General features: G+C 52.6%; 22 protein-coding genes. 9 read left to right on the top strand and 13 right to left on the bottom strand.

Annotation, left to right across the window (positions count from 1 at the left end):
* Window position 1: 1 nt before the first annotated feature.
* On the top strand, window positions 2-880 hold the full coding sequence (locus tag HUX88_RS29270) for a plasmid partitioning protein RepB C-terminal domain-containing protein (RefSeq protein WP_117015675.1): 879 nt from the start codon (window positions 2-4) through the stop codon (window positions 878-880).
* A 392-nt stretch (window positions 881-1,272) separates the two neighbouring features.
* Here HUX88_RS29270 and HUX88_RS31975 read toward each other — a convergent pair whose 3' ends face one another.
* Window positions 1,273-1,422: a hypothetical protein gene (locus tag HUX88_RS31975; RefSeq protein WP_158568991.1), complete on the bottom strand. Its 150-nt coding sequence runs from the start codon at window positions 1,420-1,422 to the stop codon at window positions 1,273-1,275.
* Between the two features lie 112 nt (window positions 1,423-1,534).
* Between HUX88_RS31975 and HUX88_RS29265 the strand changes: the two genes are divergently transcribed.
* Window positions 1,535-3,121 carry a recombinase family protein gene (locus HUX88_RS29265; RefSeq protein ID WP_117015676.1) on the top strand — a complete coding sequence of 529 codons (1,587 nt, stop codon included), beginning with the start codon at window positions 1,535-1,537 and terminating at the stop codon, window positions 3,119-3,121.
* Here the strand turns inward: HUX88_RS29265 and HUX88_RS29260 are convergent.
* The 7 genes from HUX88_RS29260 to HUX88_RS29230 all read right to left on the bottom strand — a co-directional run bounded on the left by HUX88_RS29260 (window position 3,100) and on the right by HUX88_RS29230 (window position 12,435).
* Complete coding sequence (locus HUX88_RS29260) at window positions 3,100-4,620, bottom strand: recombinase family protein (protein ID WP_117015677.1); 1,521 nt, start codon at window positions 4,618-4,620, stop codon at window positions 3,100-3,102. The genes HUX88_RS29265 and HUX88_RS29260 overlap by 22 nt on opposite strands.
* A 219-nt stretch (window positions 4,621-4,839) precedes the next feature.
* Window positions 4,840-6,681 carry a TniQ family protein gene (locus tag HUX88_RS29255; protein ID WP_117015678.1) on the bottom strand — a complete coding sequence of 614 codons (1,842 nt, stop codon included), beginning with the start codon at window positions 6,679-6,681 and terminating at the stop codon, window positions 4,840-4,842.
* On the bottom strand, window positions 6,678-7,664 hold the full coding sequence (locus tag HUX88_RS29250) for a TniB family NTP-binding protein (RefSeq protein WP_117015679.1): 987 nt from the start codon (window positions 7,662-7,664) through the stop codon (window positions 6,678-6,680). The genes HUX88_RS29255 and HUX88_RS29250 overlap by 4 nt, the downstream gene beginning before the upstream one ends.
* Window positions 7,661-9,694 carry a transposase gene (locus tag HUX88_RS29245; RefSeq protein WP_117015680.1) on the bottom strand — a complete coding sequence of 678 codons (2,034 nt, stop codon included), beginning with the start codon at window positions 9,692-9,694 and terminating at the stop codon, window positions 7,661-7,663. The genes HUX88_RS29250 and HUX88_RS29245 overlap by 4 nt, the downstream gene beginning before the upstream one ends.
* Window positions 9,691-10,557: a hypothetical protein gene (locus HUX88_RS29240; protein ID WP_229213462.1), complete on the bottom strand. Its 867-nt coding sequence runs from the start codon at window positions 10,555-10,557 to the stop codon at window positions 9,691-9,693. The genes HUX88_RS29245 and HUX88_RS29240 overlap by 4 nt, the downstream gene beginning before the upstream one ends.
* Before the next feature lie 202 nt (window positions 10,558-10,759).
* On the bottom strand, window positions 10,760-11,125 hold the full coding sequence (locus HUX88_RS29235; RefSeq protein ID WP_117015682.1) for a helix-turn-helix transcriptional regulator: 366 nt from the start codon (window positions 11,123-11,125) through the stop codon (window positions 10,760-10,762).
* 929 nt (window positions 11,126-12,054) lie between these two features.
* Window positions 12,055-12,435 carry a helix-turn-helix domain-containing protein gene (locus HUX88_RS29230; RefSeq protein ID WP_117015683.1) on the bottom strand — a complete coding sequence of 127 codons (381 nt, stop codon included), beginning with the start codon at window positions 12,433-12,435 and terminating at the stop codon, window positions 12,055-12,057.
* Window positions 12,436-12,494: 59 nt separating this feature from the next.
* Here HUX88_RS29230 and HUX88_RS29225 point away from each other — a divergent pair, with 59 nt between their 5' ends.
* Window positions 12,495-13,712, top strand: a complete 1,218-nt coding sequence (locus tag HUX88_RS29225) for an N-6 DNA methylase (protein WP_117015684.1) — start codon at window positions 12,495-12,497, stop codon at window positions 13,710-13,712.
* Here the strand turns inward: HUX88_RS29225 and HUX88_RS29220 are convergent.
* The 4 genes from HUX88_RS29220 to HUX88_RS29205 form a co-directional block, all read right to left on the bottom strand.
* On the bottom strand, window positions 13,696-14,595 hold the full coding sequence (locus HUX88_RS29220) for a hypothetical protein (protein WP_117015685.1): 900 nt from the start codon (window positions 14,593-14,595) through the stop codon (window positions 13,696-13,698). The genes HUX88_RS29225 and HUX88_RS29220 overlap by 17 nt on opposite strands.
* Window positions 14,595-16,559, bottom strand: coding sequence for a hypothetical protein (locus HUX88_RS29215; RefSeq protein ID WP_117015686.1), 1,965 nt, complete (start codon window positions 16,557-16,559; stop codon window positions 14,595-14,597). Before HUX88_RS29215 ends, HUX88_RS29220 begins: the two co-directional genes overlap by 1 nt.
* Window positions 16,560-16,561: 2 nt before the next feature.
* A complete protein-coding gene (locus HUX88_RS29210; RefSeq protein WP_117015687.1) occupies window positions 16,562-17,455 on the bottom strand; it encodes a hypothetical protein in 894 nt (297 codons plus the stop codon).
* Between the two features lie 187 nt (window positions 17,456-17,642).
* Entirely contained in the window at window positions 17,643-17,876 is a 234-nt protein-coding gene (locus HUX88_RS29205) for a helix-turn-helix domain-containing protein (protein ID WP_117015737.1), read from the bottom strand.
* Between the two features lie 87 nt (window positions 17,877-17,963).
* On the opposite strand from HUX88_RS29205, the gene HUX88_RS29200 reads away from it, so the two are divergent.
* Window positions 17,964-18,374, top strand: coding sequence for a hypothetical protein (locus tag HUX88_RS29200; RefSeq protein ID WP_117015688.1), 411 nt, complete (start codon window positions 17,964-17,966; stop codon window positions 18,372-18,374).
* 28 nt (window positions 18,375-18,402) lie between these two features.
* Window positions 18,403-19,185, top strand: a complete 783-nt coding sequence (locus HUX88_RS29195; RefSeq protein WP_117015689.1) for a metallophosphoesterase — start codon at window positions 18,403-18,405, stop codon at window positions 19,183-19,185.
* Between the two features lie 497 nt (window positions 19,186-19,682).
* Here HUX88_RS29195 and HUX88_RS29190 read toward each other — a convergent pair whose 3' ends face one another.
* Window positions 19,683-20,120 (bottom strand): hypothetical protein, encoded by a 438-nt coding sequence (locus tag HUX88_RS29190; RefSeq protein ID WP_147330551.1) that lies wholly within the window; start codon window positions 20,118-20,120, stop codon window positions 19,683-19,685.
* Window positions 20,121-20,577: 457 nt separating this feature from the next.
* Between HUX88_RS29190 and HUX88_RS29185 the strand changes: the two genes are divergently transcribed.
* The 4 genes from HUX88_RS29185 to HUX88_RS29170 are packed head-to-tail and all read left to right on the top strand — an operon-like array spanning window position 20,578 to window position 22,988.
* Window positions 20,578-21,192 (top strand): IS66 family transposase, encoded by a 615-nt coding sequence (locus HUX88_RS29185; RefSeq protein ID WP_117015691.1) that lies wholly within the window; start codon window positions 20,578-20,580, stop codon window positions 21,190-21,192.
* A gap of 35 nt (window positions 21,193-21,227) precedes the next feature.
* Complete coding sequence (locus HUX88_RS29180) at window positions 21,228-21,704, top strand: hypothetical protein (protein WP_147330552.1); 477 nt, start codon at window positions 21,228-21,230, stop codon at window positions 21,702-21,704.
* A gap of 41 nt (window positions 21,705-21,745) precedes the next feature.
* Complete coding sequence (locus HUX88_RS29175; RefSeq protein WP_117015693.1) at window positions 21,746-22,525, top strand: DUF4393 domain-containing protein; 780 nt, start codon at window positions 21,746-21,748, stop codon at window positions 22,523-22,525.
* A 16-nt stretch (window positions 22,526-22,541) separates the two neighbouring features.
* Entirely contained in the window at window positions 22,542-22,988 is a 447-nt protein-coding gene (locus HUX88_RS29170) for a hypothetical protein (protein ID WP_147330553.1), read from the top strand.
* Window positions 22,989-23,244: the final 256 nt, after the last annotated feature.

The raw sequence follows: 23,244 nt of genomic DNA, 5'->3' as shown, positions 1-23,244 counted from the left end.
CATGGGAAAGCCACCTCTTGGCTTTGTGCCAGAACCATTGAGTTTGCCGCTGTCATCGATTCTGCCGTCGCGAAAAAGTCCTGATGGGTTGCTAACCTCCCGAAAATTCAAGCAAATCTTTGCGTCGATTGAGGCCGTCGGATTGATTGAGCCTTTATCTGTAGGTAAACCTGATCGAGACAAACGATACATCTTGTTGGATGGGCATTCGCGGCTGACGGCCTTAAAGCAGCTGGGGTTCGATACGGCGCCATGTCTCGTGGCTCTCGACGACGAGAGCTATACCTACAACAATCGAATAAATCGTCTCTCTAGTATCCAGGAGCACGTTATGATCCGGCGTGCTGTTGAGCGTGGCGTGGCGCCGGAGAGACTTGCCAAAGCGCTGGACGTTGATATTAGCCATATTCTGAAAAAGCTAAATCTGCTTGACGGAATCTGCCCGGAGGCCGCTGAATTACTGCGCGACCAGGTGTTCTCTGCTAATCTCGGAGCAGTGCTACGTAAGCTGAAGCCGACCAGGCAGGTCGAGTGTGTGGAGTTGATGGTCAGCGCGAATAATTTCACGGTTGCCTACGCGCAGGCCTTGGTGGCAGCGACGCCCAGCAACATGATTGTCGGCGAAGCCAAGACTAGAAGAATGACCGGCGTAAGCGCTGATCAGATGGCGAAGATGGAAAGAGAGATGGGGAATCTGCAAGAACAGTTCAAACTTGCTGAGCAGTCCTATGGCCAGGATGTCCTCAACCTTGTACTGGCTAGGGGGTATTTGGCGAAGTTGATGGCCAATGACTCCATCCTGCGTCATCTGACAAGGCATCATCCGGATGTGCTCAATGAGTTTGATGCGATTATCAGCATGGCGGCTTTGGACAAGTAGCTGCCCTGCACCTGAATGAGTTCGTTTGAACTCTCTCTGGTGTAAGTGCGTGGTGCTGCCGGAATTGGCAATACACTGTTCTTTAACAATTTAAAGGAATTAGGGCCATAGGTCCGATGCGGAGGTGTTGCATCCGCGTCGGGCCTATGGCCGACAGGCGCGTCGCTGGCCTGCTTATTCGCACAGGGGCTGATGAATGAGCGAACAGCGGCACCTTATAAAGTGTAGTAGCTCAGACTTGATCAGACCTCAATTGTCAGATAAGTTCGAGTCTGCTTGCTTGCGCTGGCTCAAATCACTGAGTCGTGAAGGTTGTAATCTACCCCTAATCGTTCCGGAAGCCGGAGGCACGGGAGGTCGTTAGCCTGGGCCTGAGGTAGGGCCATGTTGAACTAATTAGACGCGGAGGCTTTGTGATAGCACCCCGACTCATCCAGCTCGACAGCGCGTTCATGTACCAGCAGGCGGCAATCTCTGCTGTGCTTCATGCCCTTGCGCAAAGCCATGGTGCCGATTTTGCTGCCGATTTCGTGCATGAACATCGAGCGGCGATTCTAATCGCCACACGCAGACGCCTATGTGGTCGTGACGCACGCGCGGTAGCGAGTGAAGCATTTCGGCTTGGTTTGGCCTACAAGGGCATGTAAAGATTCTATGGCCCGCCAACCAATACCCCAGAACCTTTCGCCTCCACGCGACCGGCGGCGTGCAGCAATCTACGTTCGCATGTCGAGCAGCCCGCAAGATCGCTCCATCGAGCATCAATGCGAGCGGCTTCAGCAATACGCTGATGAGCACGACGTTGATGTCGTCAAGATGTACGCTGACCCCGGAAAGAGTGGCTTACGTATTAATGGCCGGGACGGCTTGCAGGAGCTGATGGATGACGTTGCTGCCAAGAAGACGGACTTTGAAATGGTGCTGGTCTACGACGTTAGTCGTTGGGGGCGATTTCAGGATACCGACGAAGGTGCTCATTATGAATACTTATGCCGCCAGGCTGGTATCCAGGTAATTTACTGTGCGGAGCAATTTGAGAACGATGGCTCGGCGATTGCCTCGATTCTCAAGGGTATGAAGCGCACAATGGCTGCTGAGTATAGTCGAGAACTATCCGCCAAGGTCTTCTCCGCTCAATGCCAGTTTGCAAACCAGGGCTTCAAGATGGGAGGGTATGCAGGCTATGGGTTACGGCGTGTGTCTTATGACCGGGATGGTAACAGGCGGCGAGTGTTAAAGCCGGGTGAGCGGAAGGCCGCAGCGACAGATCGCGTGCGCTTCTGCTGGGGGCCGCAACGCGAGGTTGAAACCGTTCAGCAGATCTATCACTGGTTTGTGTACGAAAAATTGGGTGATACAGAAATTGCGGCCAAGCTCAATGCGTTGAAAGTGCCAACGGAATGGCGCAGACCTTGGACTCCATTCGTGGTGAAGAGCATTCTGACCAATGAAAAGTACGTCGGTCGAATCATGTTTAATCGCGGGTCCGCGAAGATGAGTACTCCGCGGACGCTCAACCCGCCGGATGACTGGATTTGCATAGATGATGCCTTCCCGCCTATCGTGGCGCCGCAGCTTTTTGAGAAAGCCGCCGATGAGCGGCTGTGGCGGAAGCGACCTAAAACGTCCGATGAGCTGCTCCAGATGCTGAGGGCGCTGTACAAGCAACATGGCAAGGTCACGGTATCAATCATCAGCGCCGCGCCTGGTGTGCCGAACCCTAAGTACTTTAACGCGCGATTTGGAACTTTGGCTGAGGCGTACTCGGCCGCAGGGCTGCCGGCGGCAAAACCACTTCTGCGCGCGCGAACACTCCGCTCAGTGAGGCAATTGCGCGAGGCGACGATGTCGGCGATCAAGATGGCAATTGAACAGGCAGGTGGGGCGCATGTGCAGTGCGAACATCCTTGGCTGCTGCGTCTCAATGGACGGGTTAGCCTCAAGCTTGTCGTGGCGCGCTCACGTCACGACCCTGCTGGTCACATCAGATGGCGTATCCCAATCCACACCTCGCCGGTGCCCGACTTCGTTCTATGCGTGCAGATGGACGCTGCCAACGCCGGTGTCATGGGGTATTACTTGATTCCCGTGGCGGACTTTACCCAGGGTCATATCATCTTGCGTGGGGAGCATCCCGACGACGGAGGGCAATACCGGCATCCAACCCTGGCCTCGATATTCGGACTAGGTGCTTCGGAAACCGATAGGGCGCAGCGATATCAGCTCAATCCAAAGATTTGATCGAGCGTCGTAAAGCAAGATGCGGAGTAGCGTCCGAGCGTCCTCTCGCTGAGAAATAGGCTGTCTTTTGTAGCTTCAGCAGTGCTCATCAACGCGTAGCATTGGATGTTCACGTTGTCTGTATCCATAAGGGCACACAAGACAAAGTCGGCATGCCCACCTTTGCGTAATGCTACTCGCCAGCGTCGCCAAGAGTCTGGATAGCGTCGGCATGATGCAATCGAAACCTTCAGCTTCAGCGTATCGTTCAAAAGTAATATGTTCCATGCCTGTGTCTTACAAATGGTGCCCCCCGCCCGGAGTGCTCTCTCGCCAACTTCCTTAAGCAGTCCCTCGATTAACGCACGCATAGTCCGAATCCCGAGCGCGCCACTGGGCGTATGCAACGACGGTAGGCCAGCAGCGGCATAGGCTTGGACGTAGCCGCCAAATAATCTGAGCATCGTTTCACGGCCAGGTAGTGACGAGGCTTTACAAAGCTCTATGTTGATCGTGCCGTGCCGCTGGTAAATGGCGCGTAAAGCTCCCAGCACATCTTCCGGGGCCGGGCCGGCGGCGCGAAGCGTTCGAATGTTGCGCGCCTTCTCAAAGTAAGGACGGCTCACGATCGGTTCAAATGCATCGTTGCAACGTATCCATAACTCCTCGGGATTCGCCTCCACCTTGCTGTGCAGTCGACGTGTAGTCTGGTTGAATAATAGCTGACCACAATATCGCTCGTTTGTGAGTATCCGTCGGACGGTGGACGGATCCCAGGGGACACCCATGTGCGTGGTGCCTCCATCTGCGCGTAAATGCCTTGCGATTCGACTATCGCTCCACCCATCTTCTATGTACCAGTGATAAATACTACGCACAAGCGCAACTTCCTCAGGCAGACCAGGCGTTAGCGTGATCCGATCTGTCAGCATTGGCTTGCGTTCGCCTGCTTCTAAGGGGCTGCGCGATTCTCCGTTAGCAGCGACCGGAATTCGGCGTAGGCCGTATCCTGCGCGTCCGCCTTGCTTATATCCCATAAGGGAAAAGCGGCACTGCGCATGGAATACTTTTGCCGAGAGTTCTCGGCTGTATTCCGCGGCCATAGCGCGCTTGATACCCTTCATGATTGCATACAGAGGCGAGCCGTCATCGATGAATTGCTCAGCGCAATATACGACTGCGACACCAGCCCTTCGGCATAGGTACTCATGGAAGGCGCCCTCATCAACATCTTGGAATCTTCCCCACCTGCTGACATCGTAGACCACAATCACGGAAAAATCACAGGCCGCATCTGTTGCTGCAGCCAACAGCTCTTGCAACTGCGGGCGATTCAGCAGGGACAACCCACTACGCCCTTCGTCTGCATAAACCCTCAAGATCTCCAAGCCGTGGGTGGCCGCATACGTATGGATGCAATCCAACTGATGCTGGATCGAGTGATTTTGGCCATCGGTAGACATGCGTGCGTACGCGACCGCAGGTATCCTCCCGGTCGAGTCATTCTCGCTATGGATCATGACACCCTCGGTGGTTGAGCGAAAGATCTTTAGTATGGAGGACTAGGGCTCGAGTGTCATAGATTTCGCACGTCTTGGGTGGCTATCCTGCGCCAACTGATACAAAGAATCTGTCTCGTATGAGCTGGCACAGAAAGGACCGGGCTTTTTCTTACTTACCAGTGGCTACGGGGATTCATTCAGGTAGACTGGCTTCATCTGATCCTGTTCGGTAGGGAGTCACCATTCAGCGGACTCCAACAGGTCTTCCCTAGCCCTTGCGCCGGCTAAGGCCAAATGACCCAGGTCAGCGATTCGAATCAGTCCGCCTCGCATGATGCCATCAGGTAGTCTTTTTGCACCTATCAATTCGATATGAGGAAGCAGGCGAGATAGAGCGGATGATTTCGTTCCCATTACCCGCGCTAAATCTGCGAGTGGGAGATAATTTTGGCGAAATGCGAGAAGCTGATGCGGCAATACGATACGACAAGATTGACCACGGCGTTGCACCATTTCGGAACTGAGTAATCCTTGATCCACCCAGTGTGCGATGCTCTCCCATTTCCAGTTGGTTGCCTTGGCCAGCTGCTGAATCGACATACCTGCTTCTATCAGCGGCATGCCGAAATACCGCGACACATCAGACCGTCGGAAGAGTAACCTGCCGAGATTTTTGGCGTGTGAGACGGCTCTCACGTCTCCTCTAACAATGGCCTTCATCAGCGATTCGATAGCTTGCTTCTCTCCCATGCGACGGCTGGTGAACTCTGCCCAGGTGACGGTGACATCGTCAAGCACCGAGGTTGGATCCGCAAACCGACTCACGTTTTCGAACAAATCCGCTAAGGACTGCTGATTGACTGGACCTGCTTTCAAAATGTCTTCCCGCCATCGAACGTCTGATTGAATAACACCGGCCGATTTCATGCGATCGAGTACGGCAGGAGAAACCTCAGCCATCTCAGAGGCCGTGGCGTCAGAAATCCATTTTGCGCGCTGTTGCTGTATGCGCTCGACTTCACTGCATGGTACTTCGTGTACTTGCCCACGCGTTCCAGTTCGCTTGGTGCGATGTGCGCATTCGTTGGCCAGAATCGATTCGTGCAGACGTGAGACACTCACGCCGATGGCTTTGGCGGCGTCTGACGAGTGCATGTACCCGGTGGTGGATGTCGCCATTGCCTTGGCTGAATCCAGACCAAGAACACAGTCTGTTTTTTCCACAGCGACATCGATGACGATCTGCACAAACTGTTCAAATTCCGTGCCTATGGCAAGTTTGCGCAGCCGAATATACCAATCACCGAGTAATGTATTTAGTGTACGGGCATCTTTTCGACCGGCCGAAATGCGCTGCTCGACATGTGCCTTGAAGCCCATTGGCCAATCAGCCAACTGGGCTTCTATCGGCGCAAGGAATTTCACCGCCTCAACGATGGATTTCGGCGCATGCGCGACGCGCTGCAGTTTGGGCTTAGCCGGATCAGCATACAGGCAAAGGATCTGTATGATCTTCGCCAATACGGTAATGTCGACGCCGTGGAGAGCCGGCGCTATGTCCCCAGAATGCACGCCATTACTAGCAATAAGCGTCGATAGCCACTGCTGTGTACGGGTCGCCGGCATACGTGGCAAGTTGGTTAGATTGTGCCCACATGAACACAACCCTACATGAAGGCGAGCTCCAGATAACGCTAACCCGCAGACGTTACACTTATCTATCAGTTGTATCTGATGCCTTGGGCAAGCGGTGGCATATGCGTGTCCCCAGCCATGTCGCAAATGCAGTGACTCGTTGAGACATTCAGGACATACAGCATCGGTGTGAGTGCGATATAGCGTTCCCCAGCTTTGGCAGAGCAGTTCTTTTTGTTTGGCTTGCTCTGCCCACGCCGGCTCCAGACCGAGGTTCTTAGCTACCTCATCTGTACGCATTAGGAGCTGGCGTCGATTTCGGTCAACGCCAGCTGTGTCTGTAAGATCACGCCAGCTGGAGAAGCCGTTGTCTGAGGCGAGACGCCGGTAGTAGCCAAAACCAGCTTCTTCGTTTCTGGGTGCGGAAGTGACGACCAGGCTCATTGTTTGATACCTTCCTTTTTGCGAATGGGCATAGGCATTGTGTTGCTGCTCAAGACATGGGCATACGCCTGTGTAAGAGCAGCTGGTTGCACTTTAGTGTTGTTCGTTGTGGAATCATGGAAAGCCAATTTATGGGGAGAACCTGCGTGGCTGACTTCCTCTAGTGCCCGAACACAATCAAGATAAGTGACGGGACGGGGCGTTTCTTTTTTTAGCAAGCCGGCTAATTCCCGCATAAAGTCGGCGAGCACTCCCACTAGACCACCGGACAACAGAAAGGTTTGTTCTGTCAGAATTCGAGGGTGAACTTGAATAGGATAGCCGGCCGAAGTGAACAGCTTTGCATAACTCGTGACGCATGAGGCGTAGGCAGCCATTTGCTTATCGTCGCTTGGGTCGTAAGGGTAGAAATTTCGGGCTGGCCGGGCACGGCGACGCAGTTGCTCATTTGCTGAAAAGAGCCGCTCCAGCCGTGGAATCCCGAAGAGAATCAGGGTGATGTCCAGGGTGTCGGTTAGAGCTTTCAGCCAGTCACTGGCTGCGCGCGGAGGGACCCGGGACCCTTCATCAACCAGATGTGATATCTCGTCAAAAATGATCACTCGGGTGCCGGCAAGGCGAAGCTGCGTTAGCATCAGGCTGAACATTGCACCGCCGGTGGTGCTCGCGGCAACTTTGATACCTAGTGCAGCCAGTACGCTATTTGGAAGAAGTTTCGCTGTCGCAGATTGAGGGACTCTTACGATAAGTACTGGCACATAGCGCCGTCCATCTACTCGACTCTCTGGATATTTCCGAGCCAGCGTGGTGACGATGGAGGATTTCCCCACACCGCTTGGGCCAGGAATGCGTTCGATTTTTGGCGCGAAGCCAGCAAGGGAGTCGTTGATGCGTTGCTCAAGCGCTGAGAGATGATCGACGAAAAAGGGATGTGGAAGTTCGCATGCTTCGATATCTTTGCGTAGTTGTTGGGCGGTATTCATAGCAGTTGTTCTCCAGTGTTTCGATTCACAATGGTCATTGATGGCATGTCGTCGTACCAGGTGCTATCCGGAACTTCACATCCGGCATCTAGCGGAGGTGCTGTAGCTGATGCGAATCCGAACGGCGCGGATGAATGAAGCGGATTGTCAGTGCTTCTTTTAACCGCAGCGTGGTTCTTCGCCCGTTGAGTGGTCTCTTTGTTTTCTTCGCGTTTGTTGCGAGATTTTGGTTTTCGAGGGTTGTTGTTTCCAATGGCGGCATCATCCAGGTCATGCAGGAACTTGGCCCTTGGTGCGGGGATATCCCAGTTTTCCATGTCGGCTTTAAAGCGCTCCTTCGCCTCATCGAAGGTCCATGCAGGGGTGTCTGGTCGCACGTGTTCATGCGTGAGTGTGACGAGCGGAAGGTCATCATCCTCGTACACATATGCCTGGCGAAAATCGTCGGGGTCATAAAGGACGTGAAGCGGAGCGTGATCGCCGTATTTGGATAGCAAGTACGACATCGCTTCGCCTTTGTAGCGGAAGCCATGCATCACGGTGATACCTGACTTCGCGCTGAGCACACACTGTTTGTGTTCGTAGACGGCTGCCATCCATTTCTGCCGTGGTGGTGGCATGGTGATGGGGTGTCCCATCTCCTGCGTCAGATAAGCAAGGCGCTCAAGCGGTGTTTTTCCCTTGACCGAGCTATCCAGTAAATTTTCCCAGCGCAAGCGATCGAGAGGGAAATTGGCCCAATCATCATAAAGCCAGCGAACAATCCATTTCTCGAGCGCGTCGACGGTCATCAGCTGATCGCCCAGTGCTTCGGGGTCCCGCTTGCCATCTTTTCCATCGAAGCGCGTGCAGCCAGGTAGGGTCTGAAGCGCCTCCTTAAGTGCCCGATTCAGCCGTTCGATGAATGGCTTACCTTGAGCTTCCTTCGCCTTGCAATGTTTGATGTCAATCTCAATCAGTTCAAGACGGATAATTCGGCCTCCTTTACACTCTGGGCCATTATCGAAGATGATTTGCGCCGGTGTACCGTACAAGTTGATTGCGTGAGTAATGTCGAATTCTTCGAAGCGCGCTATTTTGGCCGGTGTAAGGTACATCTCAATGCAGGAGATCGAGTCCATCTCGCGCGGCGCCCCGATGACGATGCGCCATCCCACTGGATATCCGGTGCATACATCGATTGCATGTACTAGATAAATGGTTCTGGATATGCCGTGAGGGGTTTGCACGACGAAAGGCAAATGCACTGCGTCCTGCTCAATGCGTGCGAATGCAAACGGCGCTCGGATTCGTCGCTTTGCATACGACTTACCGGCTACTCGTTGGAGCGGATCCATGCGATCATAGTCAGCATCGACGCTGAGATTATGAATCCTCGCCGCTACAAACTTGCGACTAATCTCCCGTTTGGCGGCGTGCAGGCAGCGGCGCCGAGCTTCGCGATTGATGTATTCCGTGAGATATCCGAGCGTCCATCTGGATTCAGTGACCAGGTATTCATCATTGATGGTGCTTTCGATGAATTCCACCAGGTCTTGCGAGTACCGAGGTGTCGAATTGCCTTTGTTCTTGTCCCCCTTGAGTACAGTCAAGCCGAGTAGCTGATTCTTGTGGGCTCGGAATAATGTTGCGCGCGAAGGGAATGCTGCAGCTAGTACATCGCCAGTGTTCTCTTCCATGTAGGATGTGCGAGCAACTGGGATTGCAGCACTAAACGAAAGACTGCATTTTCTTTGAATGGAGTCAATGCGCCTCAAGGTATTCTGAATAAAACGCACCTTTGCCTGGAAAGCTGGATCGTCATGCTGGCTGACTACTCCGACGCGGGCCATGCCTTTTCGATGTAGAACGATTTCGCCTTTCGAGAGGCCACTTCGAATAGTGGCCTCTTCGATAAATCTGGACTCGCGCCTTTCAGCATCGAAAATTTGGAGTGTGCCTGCATGAATACGCCCGTCCAATATCTCAAAGTAATTGTCGGGCTTACCGGCGGTGACTAGCCTATCTCCTGATCTCAGATCGGAAATCATGATCTCAGCTCCTCGATTAAGCAAAGGTGACTCAGATCACCGAACGCCGCCGATAACTCAAGTGAGTTATGAATACGGTGATGGGCCATATTCGCTCGGAGGACCCCTACGGCAAGTAACGGCGGGATCAAGCTGGTTGAAATTTGAATGTCGGCGCAAAGGTCTCGCTGTAAAACCGAGCCGGATTCACAATAACGCTCAACTTGGTTCACGAGGTCTGGCGTCAGATATTCTTGAGCTCGTGTTAACGCAGGTTTGAGCAGCTGGGTGTTGATGAGCAGGGGATGTCGCTCGTCCGCTGGGACTACGACCGTGAACAACGAGTAGCCGTATGCCTCTATGATTTCCCGAGCCCGATCGATTTTTTCTTGATAGCCGCTGTCGCCCTCATAGCCTTCAATTTTGACTTCGTAGACGTACTGCAAGCCGTCGATCTGGACGGTGGCGAAGTCCGGGGTATATGTCTGGCTTCCGGCAATTCCTTTCCTTGCCTTACGCGCCTCGGCGATCTCTTCACGGGTGTACAGCAAGCGCTTGCTGTGCAGGTCAACGGTGAAGGGCTGGGGTTGGAATGAACGCACGCGGGGATCTATGCAAAGCATATGTGCGACGATGCGTTCTGGTTCTGATTCGACGGTGATGTGGCCATTTGCTTTTTCGGCATAGGTGCCGATCCGAGCTTTGCCAAAAGTCCTCGCTGTTAAGCGGACCCCAGCATTTGAAGTGAGTCTTCGGCTACGTACGCCATAGGAAGGAGAGCTTCTCATTTTTCCTTCCTCCCACAGATAGCGCGCTGGCATAGCGGCGTGCGTTTTTGATGCGTATCCATACGTTGCTCCAATTCGCAGGGTGAGCGAGGCCACATCACTCTCCGGCGATGAAAATTTTTGGCAAACAGTGGCCCGTTCGTTGTGTGTAATCACAACGAAGATCGGAATGGGAGCTTGACCAGGTGGGGATGAACGACGGATACTGAGGTTGTCAACGCAGTACCGAGGTTCAAACCCTCACCGGGCCGTCACTCTCATTTATTGGGATTGGCGGCTTTGTCTTATAGGCGTCCTTTCATTTCAGCTGTACATAGGTCACACTGCCTGGATAGAGGCCGAGCAGCTGCTTTGCGTCGGAATGATTCATCACCATGACTACCACTTGCCCAGGCATACTCGCTGCGTGCTCAAAAGCGTTGTATCCTTCGACCAGGGTGCTTTCTAGCGCCTGAAGCTCAGCGCCGCTGAGATCCAATGCAGAAGCGATGGCCGCACGAATAGGTAGCGAGGGGATCGGGCGCCGGCCCGTCTCCAGGCGGCTGATATACGAAACGCTGAGCTGCGCCTTGTGCGCGAGCCACGCCATGCTTTTCTGACGCTGCTTTCTCAGACTGCGAAGTCGAAAGCCGTATGAATGCTGAGTCACGATGCTGATCCTCATCTAGCTGCTTTCTTCATTCTGCTAACCTGCCGAGCTCTATACAAGGCAGTAGCTCATATGGCTTATGAGAGATGAAGTTACGAAAGGCAGCGATGGACTTTGTGCCCCCAGAGGGGAAACTCGCATCGGCGTTTCGTCGTGTAACTATGGGACCGAACAAATAGCTATATGACTGCACAGTAATTGTATTTTCCTATCGTTGCTTTTAGGCCGCTTTTTGCCAGCTTCATACGCGCGCGACACCTTCATCTAATCGCGATGTCAATGATCTATGCAATGAATGATCCTCACGGACAGTTCGGCCAGCTCTTCGATTAGATCAAAAAGAAGTTCCGTCTCGCAATAATCCTGCGCGCCGACCTCGACTTGAATCGTCCTGCAGGGTGTGTTGCGCGAAGTGCCTTAGTCGTTTGAGGTTGAATGGATTCCAAGGAGCTACGATACAGATATCGAGGAAGGGGAGGACAACCTGTTTGGTTTAGGAGTTCGCAGGGCGAATTTGCAAGGCCGCGTGGCGACATGCCAGCGGCTTCCGCATTACCAACTAAGGTGGAGTGTTTCGATTGCATATCTAGTCGGGAGGTACTACTCGCTATCATTTGCAGGCCGAGCACATCGCTAAATGCGGCAAGGAGAGCTTTGGGCGGGGAGAGCTGCCGATGCTGCGTCGTTTGAGTATTTTTCCAAGCGACGTCGAGGTGCTCGGTGGGATGTCCGTAGAAATTCTGGCGCCCCACGAGGCGCCTGGGGCGTACTCCTCGGGAATCAAGTCTTGAGCGATTTGGCTTCACGCCTGAAGGTAAAAGCGGCGTTTCATAGGCAGCATCATATTTGGCGCTGCTTTGAGGCTTACGCATGTGCCAGGGGCTTGATAACAGGAAAGGCGTGACCATCGGCCTCTGCTGGTGGGCATCTTGAGTTTCACAGGCTTAGTTACCTAGCAGGATGCTCAATGCCTTCTTCTGGTCTACGCTCATGTGTTGCAATGAATTGATAATATCATTATCAATGGCATCGAGCTTGTCGGTACTTATGGCCGTTATATATGGCTTTCTCACACCAGTAAAAAGCCAGTTCATGTCGATTACCCGATTTCTTCTGACTCTCAAAATTTCCGCAGCGGCTAGGATTTTCTCGTGGCTAGGAAGGGCTTTGCCGTCACGAATTGCATAGAGTGTCGATGGATTAGAATAACCCAGCTCGGCCGCCGCTTCAGCGAGCGAAAGCCCCAGTTTCTTTTCAAGAACATAGATGAAGCGATCGCCGATCTTGCGGCACTCATCAGGGTATTTGCTTTTCGTTCTAGTCATGATAATATCAATTCTATCACTCAGATTCAGACCAACACAACCACGAAAACGGGCCTCGGATGAAAAGCACCAGAAAGGCGTTAGGGCAGTACATGACTCCTGGCGACGTTGCGCGCCTGATGGCTTCCTATATCCCCGCTGGTACTACTGCAGTGATCGATCTGGCGGCTGGTGATTGTTCTTTGCTGCGAGCGGTCGCAGCTATGCATTCGTCAGTGGCGTTGTACGGCTGTGAAATTGACGATGCCATACATCGTAAGGGGCAGAGTAGCTTACCGGCGGCTAGAATACGTAGCGGCAACGGGCTTGAAGTCCGACTTCAGATACGTGCGGCTGATAATTCCCAGGTTTCGGTTGTCGCCAATCCACCATATACCGAGACTGAGGTGACCCCCTCCATGACGCGCCTGCTATCACTCGCGTTTCCCGACGTTTCGACAAAGCTGGGTTATAAGCGTGCTGAGTTGTACTTCCTCGCGCGCTCGCTGCTACTGGCAAGGAAAACTGGCGGAATTGTATCGATACTGATGCCGATGGGCTTTGGAGATGGCGATATTTATCGGCATTACCGCAAGTCCTTGATGGCGAATTATGCGCTGTTGGAGGCGATCGAGGTTCAGGCACGGGTGTTCGGCCAGACGGAAGCCCGAACAGTCTTGCTTGTAATCGACACCAGCAAATCGGTTACGCGCAAAGTTGAGATTTCGCGGTTCGATGCCGAGTCCGGCAAGAAGGCCGTCATCTACCGCGGACACCTTGATGCCGGGGAGCGCCTGGATGCGCGTTATCAAGAGGGGCGGGTTTTCGCGGCAAGCGCGCAGTGTCGGTTGGCTGATCTGGGCGTTACCATTGTCCGCGGACGGGTCTCTTATAAGGAGTCGCGCGATCTAGCAATGCCAGCCGTGCATACAAGCGATCTGTCCCGGGCACGTCGAGGCAAACTCGATATCGAAGTCCAGACTAAGAAGAATGCTGAAGAAAATGCGTTCTTCAGTGAGATCGTCGCCGAAACCGGCGATATTCTGTTGTCCCGGACCGGCACGCGAGTGAGCTGGAAGCCCATTGTTGTGAAGTCAGGGCGAGCGCCGATTACCGATCATGTGTTTCGGATACGCGTGCCAGCCAAGCAAAAACAGAGGGTAGCTCGTGCTTTCAAACATCCTGCGTTCGAATCTTGGCTCGCATCAGTGGCCAAGGGCGTTTGTGCAACAGTGGTCACCAAAAAAGACTTGATGGCGATGCCAATTTTTGAGTCCGTCACTAAGCAGGCAGCGTAACGTCATAAACATGCCAGCGGCGCAGCAGCCGCGAGCGGCCATCCTTTTTCTGCGGATGATCGTAAATCAGCCCGGCTCCGTTGTGTTCAGCGTGATTACATAGAAAAAGCGCGGCCGCAATCGCGTGCGGCTTGGTGCCAATTGGCGCAATGACGGTTGGAATATCCGATCCACCCTTCTGTTTGAATATTTCCAAAAGCTTGTAGTAACAATCGGTCACCGAGTTCGCGCCGGCGTAGTGAACGTGATAGGTTTCGTTTGCCATACCGCTTGCATGGTTGGCGAAACTATTAAGTTCCCAGCCGGCACTAAAGGCGGGGACGCCGAATATGGCGTACTTGTCAAACTTGATAAGATTTTCTTGTTGTGTCAAGAGCATCGCCAGTCTGTCTTCTTCATATCCCAGCAGGAAAACCACTTGGCCTTCCTCATAGAGTGACAGATCAAGCGCGACACCGTGGACGCCGGAAAACTGTCGGTCCCCCGTGAGATTGAAGCGGGTTGCTGTCGACATCCCCTCTTTATCGTCTCGCGCATACTCGCCCGGCTCAGCATACAACAGGCAAAGGTTCTTGATATTTTCTTTGCGCGCTGCACGCAATATGAAAATAATCTCGACTACGCCTAAGGTGGTGCAATCGATCAAGATGCTCTTCTTGCTTCGCAGTTTAGTGCATAGCTTACCTAAATCGATAGATGTGTTATCCGCGAAGTAGGAATTCTGACGGTATGTCAGGCAATGCGAGGTCGATGCCTGTTGCTCACAGACACTGATCGCTGCTTTCCCTCGATCATCAACGGGAACGCCAAAAAACGAGATCGGAAATTCTTCGACTCTACCAAAGTCCGGATCAGTTTGGGAGGAGCGTGTCTTGATAAGCATCACTGAACCCCATCAATCAACGACATTTGATCGGAATCGAGGCGCCAGCTTCGCTCAAACTCCCGGATGACTTTGGTCGCTTCCATATCGTCGCCTAACAAGATCTTATCGGCGGTCGCCGCAGCAAGATCCAACTTACGTCCGGCGCGATATGAGATGCCATAGGTGGGGGAGAAAACGGGGTTGAGGTAGTACTCTTGCGATTCGTATTTCAGGCCCTTTACTTTGGTTTCCTTGCGGCTGACCAATACCCCCCATTTCTCTGCCTCCTTGAGAATGGCAGCGGCACTATCTGAGGTGTTGCCGTTTGTTACTGCAAAGTGATTTTTCTCAGGTTCGCTTTGTGCAGGCCGTTGTTGGTGCAGTTTAAAGATCTGGCCGATCGTTGTTGCGACCTGGTAGAGTTGGGTACCATAGTTGCCTGAGCCTTTAATGTCTTCCAAAAATTTGGCACTGCACTCTCTGGCAGCTTCCGCTTGGTCTTCAACGCTCACAGTGATCTGTCCGTTCTCCTGAGCCGTGCCTTTTCTGCCAACGCGACCAGTGGCCAAGAGGCAAAGCTCGAGGAAATGCCTGGCATTGCCTTGGGCAAGTGATATGAATGTCTGGAAACCGCTGTAGAGGGGGCACGAACGGGATAACGGCACATAGATGAATAGTAAGGCGCCGAATAAGAAGTGGTGTGTCCATTCCTCAAAGGAGGACGATTTGCCCGTTGTGAGCTTTTGGAACTCGGCATAGACGTCTGCTGATTTTTTGCGCTGGTGCAGTAACGCAGCCACTACGATTGATGCTTCCGGGAACTTCTCGTCGACAAAGTCCGTTGGCGTTAATGTGCCTGGGTTATTGCGAACCAAACCCGCATCAATGGTCTCAATCAAGCGCTTTTTGAGGGATGGCTCCTTGAGCACGCCGGCTGCAATTTCACTGATGCTCACCGATGGGAGGACACGCTCCATTACCGACCGCAGTGCAGCGCGATACGATGCATTACCGCGTCGGTCGTTTAGTTTTGCCGGATCGCGCAACAATGTCGGATCAATAGGGTTACCATCCAGAGAGATATTTTCCCTGATGAGTCTGAAGAAGAACAGCTCTGCAGCAAACATTTCAAAGTCATCGCCCTGCTCTTTTTCGATGTCGATCGTACGAAAATCGGCTGGATCTTGAATGTATTCCGGTCCTGTGGTGCGACGATTTGGCATGCCATTGCGTTTCATGGCGACGTGGAACACGAGCGGAGGCTGACTGAGCTTTAAAAGCGAGTTGACGAAGACTTGCTGATAATCCAAGAAGCTTTCGTATTCATCGACGAACACAGAGAATACTGATTCCTTCAGATAGGGAAGCGTGTGAATAGTCTCGATTAATGCACCAATAAATGTACGAAGCGGATAGAAAATTGGTGCCGGAATCTCAGACGAGAGGTTGTTGATCCAGCTTGATAATTTAAAGCGCGATTGCTTGATGTGTTTATGCATCGAGCGAAAATCTGTAGGGATAGCCGCATCAAAAGCTGCCAGGGCGGAAAAATCCAGATCTTCAAGATGCCCGTACTGGTCGGTGCGTTCGGGCGTGCAGTTGATGGTAGTCAGGCAGCCTAGCAATTCATCGGCGACCGATAAGCACAAGGCATGCTCGAAGGCCCGCTTCCATTGGACGTCATCAATGCCAGAGCCGACGAATGAGCTCAGGAACTGGATGTCGGTACGGATATACAGGCCGATTGTCTCAAATACCTCAGCAGGGAGTTCAGTGCGGTTTTTTGAGAACTGCGAATGATAAGACCAATAGCGCAGCAGCGTTGTTTTCCCGCAGCCGCGGCCGCCCACAATGACATATGGTTTTCTGACATGCATTACCGGCAGCCGGTCGAAATATGGCGGCACTACGAAGTCGCCCCAAAGGTCAGCGCCCATCTCTTCAGCACGATTACGGGAAAAAGCTTTGACAAGGCTACTCATACTTATCGATCCAGAAGGGTTGTCCAGTTTTCGGTTTCATACCAATAAATCGGTAGCGTATTGTTGGGCGTGCTATGTTCAAATGCATAACACACTCCTTGCTGCTTATAGCCGAAGGGATGAACCTTTCCATTTAGAGGCATCCCAGCTTTTCTAAGCAACTCCAAATATTGTTCTTTCAATTGTGCGGCTACATTCGTCCGATAGCGCGAGTTGAGCCTGGTTCCGTCAAATAGGTGAAAATCGTCCGTAAGCACATCGCCGCAGATGATTTCGACAAACGAGAAATCTCGACGAAGTATGTCGATTCCCGATTGATGTGCGGCTGCGACCAGATAAACTATCCTCAACTCTGGTCGATCCTTGTGCAATTGGCTCAGGTTACTGAGACTGACGAAATCCGAGAACTGGTCGCCGGAACCAAGGAAATCGTCGACGACGATCAGGGTCTTGACGCTCTTCGGTATTTCCGCGAATCGCTGTGGCCAGGCCAGCCAGTCGTCTTTAATGCGATACATGCGCTGCAGCAGTCGTAGCACGTAAAATCCACTCTTTGTGGGCGGCTGCTCCAGTGAAATGGCCGGCGCTAGCCGTACCCCGGGATCTTTTGACCTACTTAAAATCCCAACAAGCTCGCGGTCGTGTTGCATGTCGACGCACAATTCGGCGCATGTCATCAACGTCGACAGCATTGCCTTGAATTGTGGTTTTGATTTGAGGATCAGATTGTCCAGCAGGACCGCTCCAAGCAACTCAGCATCGTATTGTTCGAACTGGCGAATCCAGTTTGTGAGTCTTGCCTCTTCTACACTTTGCCAGATGCCTGACTGAATGAAATGATGCGCGCGATTGTGTACCTGCGAAATAAATAAGCTCGAATCCTGTAACACACTCATGCACTTCCTCGCATTGGTTTCCGACGGCGTTGTTTGCTTGATTATCTTAGCGTCAAATAGAACGGATACATATTGAACGAATTATGCTGCTGAAAATGCGTAAAATGTAACAACTATGTGCGTATCGCAATTTTTTGCATAAGCGATAGTTCTTGTTGTCCTGTTAGAACCTCAATCATCTAGCGGGTTAGCTAGAGTCCTTCAACTCTGCCTCCACCTGGCGCAGGATTTCTGAAGGATCTGTACCAAGTGCAGCAGCCAGCTTGAAGATCATCCTCAGCGCCGGTTGGTTGATGCCTCGCTCGATCAGGCTGACATAGTTCCGCTCGATCCCGGCCGCAAGAGCAAGTTGCTCCTGTGTTAACCCAGCTTCCTTGCGAAGCTGGCGAAGAACCCGACCGAATAAGACCAATGGATCCAAAATTTCTCCCAATATATTGGGAGAAATGGTGGCCTCACAGTATCATTAAGTCTTCACAGTATATTGTGAATTTTTAAGGAAAATACAATGACGGCAAGCGATTGGGTTTGGTACTTCGTGATGTATGGAGGCGGGGGAGCGCTAGTTTTATGGATTATTTGGGCGTTTATCCGGCATGATCTGGCGCAGCGGCGCCTCCTTGCAGAGCTCCTTGCTGGTGGTTTTAGGGTTGATCATCGAGTCGGCAGCACAACCGTCGTGGTTTTTGATGACACCCTCCGTGAGATGGCGATCATCGTCGGGCCAATGTTGCACCGTTACTCTTATGCCCAGATCGATGGCTGGACTTATGAGTACCTCGACCGAAACGGTAGACAGATTCGAAACAAGCTCGTGATCACCGTGCTCGACACCCAACATCCCCGGCATGAAATTGACGTCTCCGCAACAGAGGCCAAGTTGTGGCTTGCCAAGATGCGCGCTATTCTGGTCCAGTAATTCTACGTACCTGATCGGTCTCGTCATCATGCGCCTACTCATTCTCTCTGACCTACATCGCGAATTCTGGAAGAAGTACCAGGTTACATTCGCACTCGCCGAAAGCTCGCCGGACGTCGTTATCCTGGCTGGCGATATCGATACAAGTGGTGTGCGGGCGGTGCAATGGGCGGCTGAGGCGTTCCATGGTACTCCTGTTATCTACGTACATGGCAATCATGAGGGTTACGGCCATAACCTCGATGACGAAATTGAGAAGATCAGGGCAGCTGGTGTCGCCACCGACAATGTCAAGTTTCTCGATTGCGATGAGCATGTCGTCGGCAATGTACGCTTTCTGGGCGCCGCCCTATGGACGGACTTCAAGTTATTCGGTGATGACCGGCGATACTTTGCCATGACAAAGTCGGAAGAAGTGATGACGGACTACCGCCGCATCAGACTTGCCAGCAAAGGGTATGGCAAGCTGCGAGCGAAGGATACGGCGTTTTTTCACGAGAAGCATAAAAGGTGGATCGCTGAGAAGCTTGACGAGTCGCACGCAGGACCAACTGTGGTAGTCACCCACATGGCGCCCTCCATGCAATCGGTACCAGGCCAGTACGCGAACGATCTAACTTCGTCTGCTTACGCATCGAACCTGGACGATGTGGCCTCGAAGGCGAATCTATGGGTGCATGGGCATATGCACGAATCTTTCGACTATAGGATTGGCCAGTGCCGCGTAGTGTGCAATCCCTTCGGATACATGGCTAAGGATGGAAGCCCAGAAAATGAAAGCTTTAACGCGAGCCTTATTGTTGAAATTTGACGATCGTCGGTAAGCAGAGAGATCGTCACCGATTTCTAATCAGCCTTAGCTTCCGTAGTTGAATCCTATTTCGCGTCCTACTGATCCCGGCGGTATCCGACCAGAGAACGCCTTCGCCAAAATTGTCGGAGTGATTGAAAAGCTCTAAGCCTAGGTCGAAAACGAGCGGACCGACTGGCGCGACTGCAGCCACCGTCGTGTGCAACGGGCATCGGTTCTATTGGGAACACCTGGGTATGCTGGACAGGCGGGACTAAGCTTCTGACTGGCGTCGACGCGTGGCAGGGTATCGTGCGGACGGTCTTGCAGGAGTGCTGATTACCACCGATGACCTCGGGGGGGCTGAGCAATTCGCGTATCAGTTCGGTTATCGACGACCTTGTGAAGGGAACGCTTCAGGGCGACGGTGGCACCGAATTCTCTGACCATCACTATCGTCTGTGATGGCCGAGGTTTCACAGGTATCGTAGGCCAACTGCCCAGACCCGTGGAAGTGGCTAGCCCACGATAGTCAGTGGTAGGTTTTGGTTCCGATACTTTTTTCTGATGGACATGAGAAGATCCAGCTTCGCGCGACGATAAAGGCGCTGCCGGAGTGCTTCAGGGATATGCTTATGCCAGCCTGGAATGGGAATCATCTGTTCGATGGTTTTTTTGTCGAACCGGATGGCAATCATCCGTAGCATATTGGGTTGCGAGCCGCCTCGTATAAAGCACCGCCAGGGGAATTGATTATGGAGCTGGTTGGCGGATAAAGGTGGGGGCGTACTCGGATTGGTTGCTACCACCGGTCCGGCCCATTCTAAGATGAGCCTTGCTCCGCGGTTTTCGATGTTCTGCCCCAAGTTAAAGCCTGGCTGAAAGGCGAAACAATTTAGTCCATTGTCTAGATTTAATGGATTGATGGATGCCGGTCTAAATTGACCTGAATCCATGATGCATTTTGCGAAAAACGGTCCAGTGATGTGATATATCCGCATGTTCCCAACTATTGCTCGATTGCGATCAGGGCTAAATAGTCCCCCTGTTACCAATTTTATTATTGTAACATTGCTTAAACGTTGGGCTCTTGGAAAAATCGTTCATCAGAAGCTGAACTTACCCACGTTTGGATAGCCATTGCCCAGAATGTTGAAGTGTTGCTCAGCAGCGGGCTGGCTGCTGACTACTCGTGATATTTAGCAGGAATTGCCAAATCAGTTCAACCATTATGGGGGCAATTGCGAATGAAGCTGCACAACAAAGCGCCACAAAAGTTCAGTGCAACGGAGGGTACCGGAGCCAACAAGACGCTCCCCAGCAAATTGTTTTGTTTGACTACCAGATGACCCGAGGTGGAGAACATCCGCGCCGGTTCCTTAAGATCGGACAGGATGGGCACTCTCGGGATACATCCACGTGGACGGCTATGCTGGTTACAACGGACTGGATGGCACCGTTCGGGTAGGCTGTATGGCGCACGTCCGCCGGAAGTTTGCTGAAGTCATCAAGTTGCTGCCAGTAGGTATCACGGGAAGCCCGACCCAGATCGCAAATGACCTCATCGGCAAGCTCTACGAAGTTGAGCGCCGGATCAAGGGACTGGACCACCATGTCCGACACAAGGTGCGGACGGAAGAAAGCGTACCGATCCTGCAAAAGCTCAAGGGCTGGTTGGACAAGACATATCCGACAGTGGCTCCGAAATCGGCGCTTGGCCGGGCTATGAGCTATGCATTGGATCAGTGGACGGAAGTCAGCCGGCTTGTTGAGGACGGCCGCCTGTCCATCGATAACAATATCGCGGAGCGCGATATCAAATCAGTCGCCATCGGTCGGAAAAACTGGATGTTCGCGGACAGTATGGAAGGCATGCGCGCCAGCGCAACCATGTACAGCCTCGTTGCGACAGCAAAGGCCAATGGGCTCAACCCGTTTGAGTATCTGCGATATGTGTTCGAGACGATGCCGAAGCTGAAGACTGCCGACGAACCTGAATCGCTGTTACCATGGAATATGCCGCGATAGGGTTGATGAACCCCGTATAAACCGGATTAAGGGCGATGATGTTTGAACTGACACGTCAGGAATGGTTGTCACTGGCAGGCCCCAGCTTAGCGGCAGTTGTCGCTGTAGTCGGATGGCTGATTGCCCACCGGCTTACTGTTTCACGAGACCTATCCAATAAGAGACGCGATCTAATCGCTGCGTTCTTGCTGGAGGCATATCGCCGCTTGGAAGCAGCATCAAACCGCGAGGATAAGACCGAAGACCAAGCAATAGCTTTTGAGTCTGCCATCGCAGATATCCAACTTCTGGGTACGGTCGGTGAGATAGAGGCTATTTCTAGCTGGCTTGATGCGCACCTCGAAAAGAGCATCGATCAGATTTTGAAGCAGCAGCGTGACGACTTGCGGCAAGAGCTGGGGCTCCAACCTATCAATTCAGCTCCGCGATTCTTCCGTTTCACGCGCGAGTATGGTAGTGGTGATTGGCAAGGTTATCCCGTTGCCCGGACAGCGACAGTCCGAGTGGACTGAAACTAAAATCGTCGGAAAGAAAGCGACGACATGGACCAAAAATGAATGAGCTCGACCTGATCAAATCCATTCCACCGGAGGTTGCCAAAGCAGCCTACCATGACGCCGTATCACCGGCTCTAAAGGAAACGGGGAAAATAGGTGAGGACTTAGTGAAGACGGTTCGTCTAGTCCTCTTTCCCTTACAATATGCCGCAACTCTTCAAGATCGGCTGGCAAGGCATTTTCAGAAGTCCATCGAGCGGGTTCCAGAGGAGCGACGGGTCGCGCCAGTGGAGTCACTAGCGCTGCCGATTACCGAGCAGCTCAGATTTCACGACGAAAAGAGCGTTGTCGGAGATATGTTCGTTAGCCTTCTGGCACGGGCAATGGATAAGGAACGCGTCGGCGAAGCGCACCCGGCGTTTGTACAGATCGTTAGCCAGCTTGCCCCCGATGAAGCCGTACTGATCCGGCAAATTGCTGGAGCCCAGCCGTCTGCATATATGCGACCACAGAAGAAGGGAGTCGCCGTTCTTTTAACGGACGAACGAGAGGCGCTGATTGGCGCTTCTGGTATGTCGGAAGATCAGAAGCGCTACCTGCAATCCGTGACGGTGCGTCCGGAAGTATTAGCGCAACCTGAATTGGTCTACACGTATATCGAGCATTTGGTGTCCTTGGGAATTGTCTCTTACACCAACGAGCCTTGGGATGCCGAGTTCAAAAACGCAAACGCATCCGGCTTTGATTTTTGGTTCGTCGCCCTAAATGGTCTTGGCGAGCTGTTTCATCGCGCCTGCCTGTCTGACGATAAAGAAACCATAGCACCAACCCTATAGAAATAAATCGGAAAAAATGGCATTTCAAAGACAAGACGCCGAAGCATTAGAGATCGGTCGGGAACGCGGCCTCGTCCACACGAGCATCAGCAGCACTCAGCATGGATGGAACGAAACTATCTACAAAGTCGAGTTCGGGCCTCATATCAAGCCTGATCTGACTGGTGGCGAGTTCAAAGCGATGCTGGAGGCGCTACTGCGGTTCAGTGGTTCACATTTAACAGTGATATGGATCGACATAACGACAGAAGTAGTGCATGAAGTTGTGATCGAAGCGATCGAGCGACTATGGCATTGCGAGCCGAAGCTCTACGTCACCATGGGGGAGCGGGCATTACATGCTCCGGCGAATCCATTGCCAGATCGATTGCAAGCTGCGGTCGAAAAGTCGGCATCCAACGGTAACATGTGGCACCCGGCATTACAGACCCAAGTCGACGGAAAACCTTCATATGGTCGTTGAGAGTCGGTGGCGGCGGCCGTGATAAGCAGATGGGGAAAATTATGTCATCAAACAGTCAATTCACTATCGGACATGTTGAGCACATCGTGCAGAAAAGCAAGGAGATTGGTAGCGACGCCCTTACCGTTGTCGGCGTTCGGTCCGCCGAGATTTCCTGCGCTTGTGGTCACCATTGGATGGCCAGCGATGGGAACGGTTTGCGCAATGGCGTGATGGGTGGGCCTGTGGTCACGTGCCCATCGTGTGGCGCGTCAGA

Origin of the sequence: Duganella sp. BJB1802 (assembly GCF_013369445.1) — a bacterium.
Classification (GTDB): Bacteria; Pseudomonadota; Gammaproteobacteria; order Burkholderiales; family Burkholderiaceae_D; genus Rugamonas; species Rugamonas vulcania_A.
The sequence above is the reverse complement of the archived record's forward strand: the minus strand, read 5'-3'. Positions and strand labels throughout refer to the sequence as shown.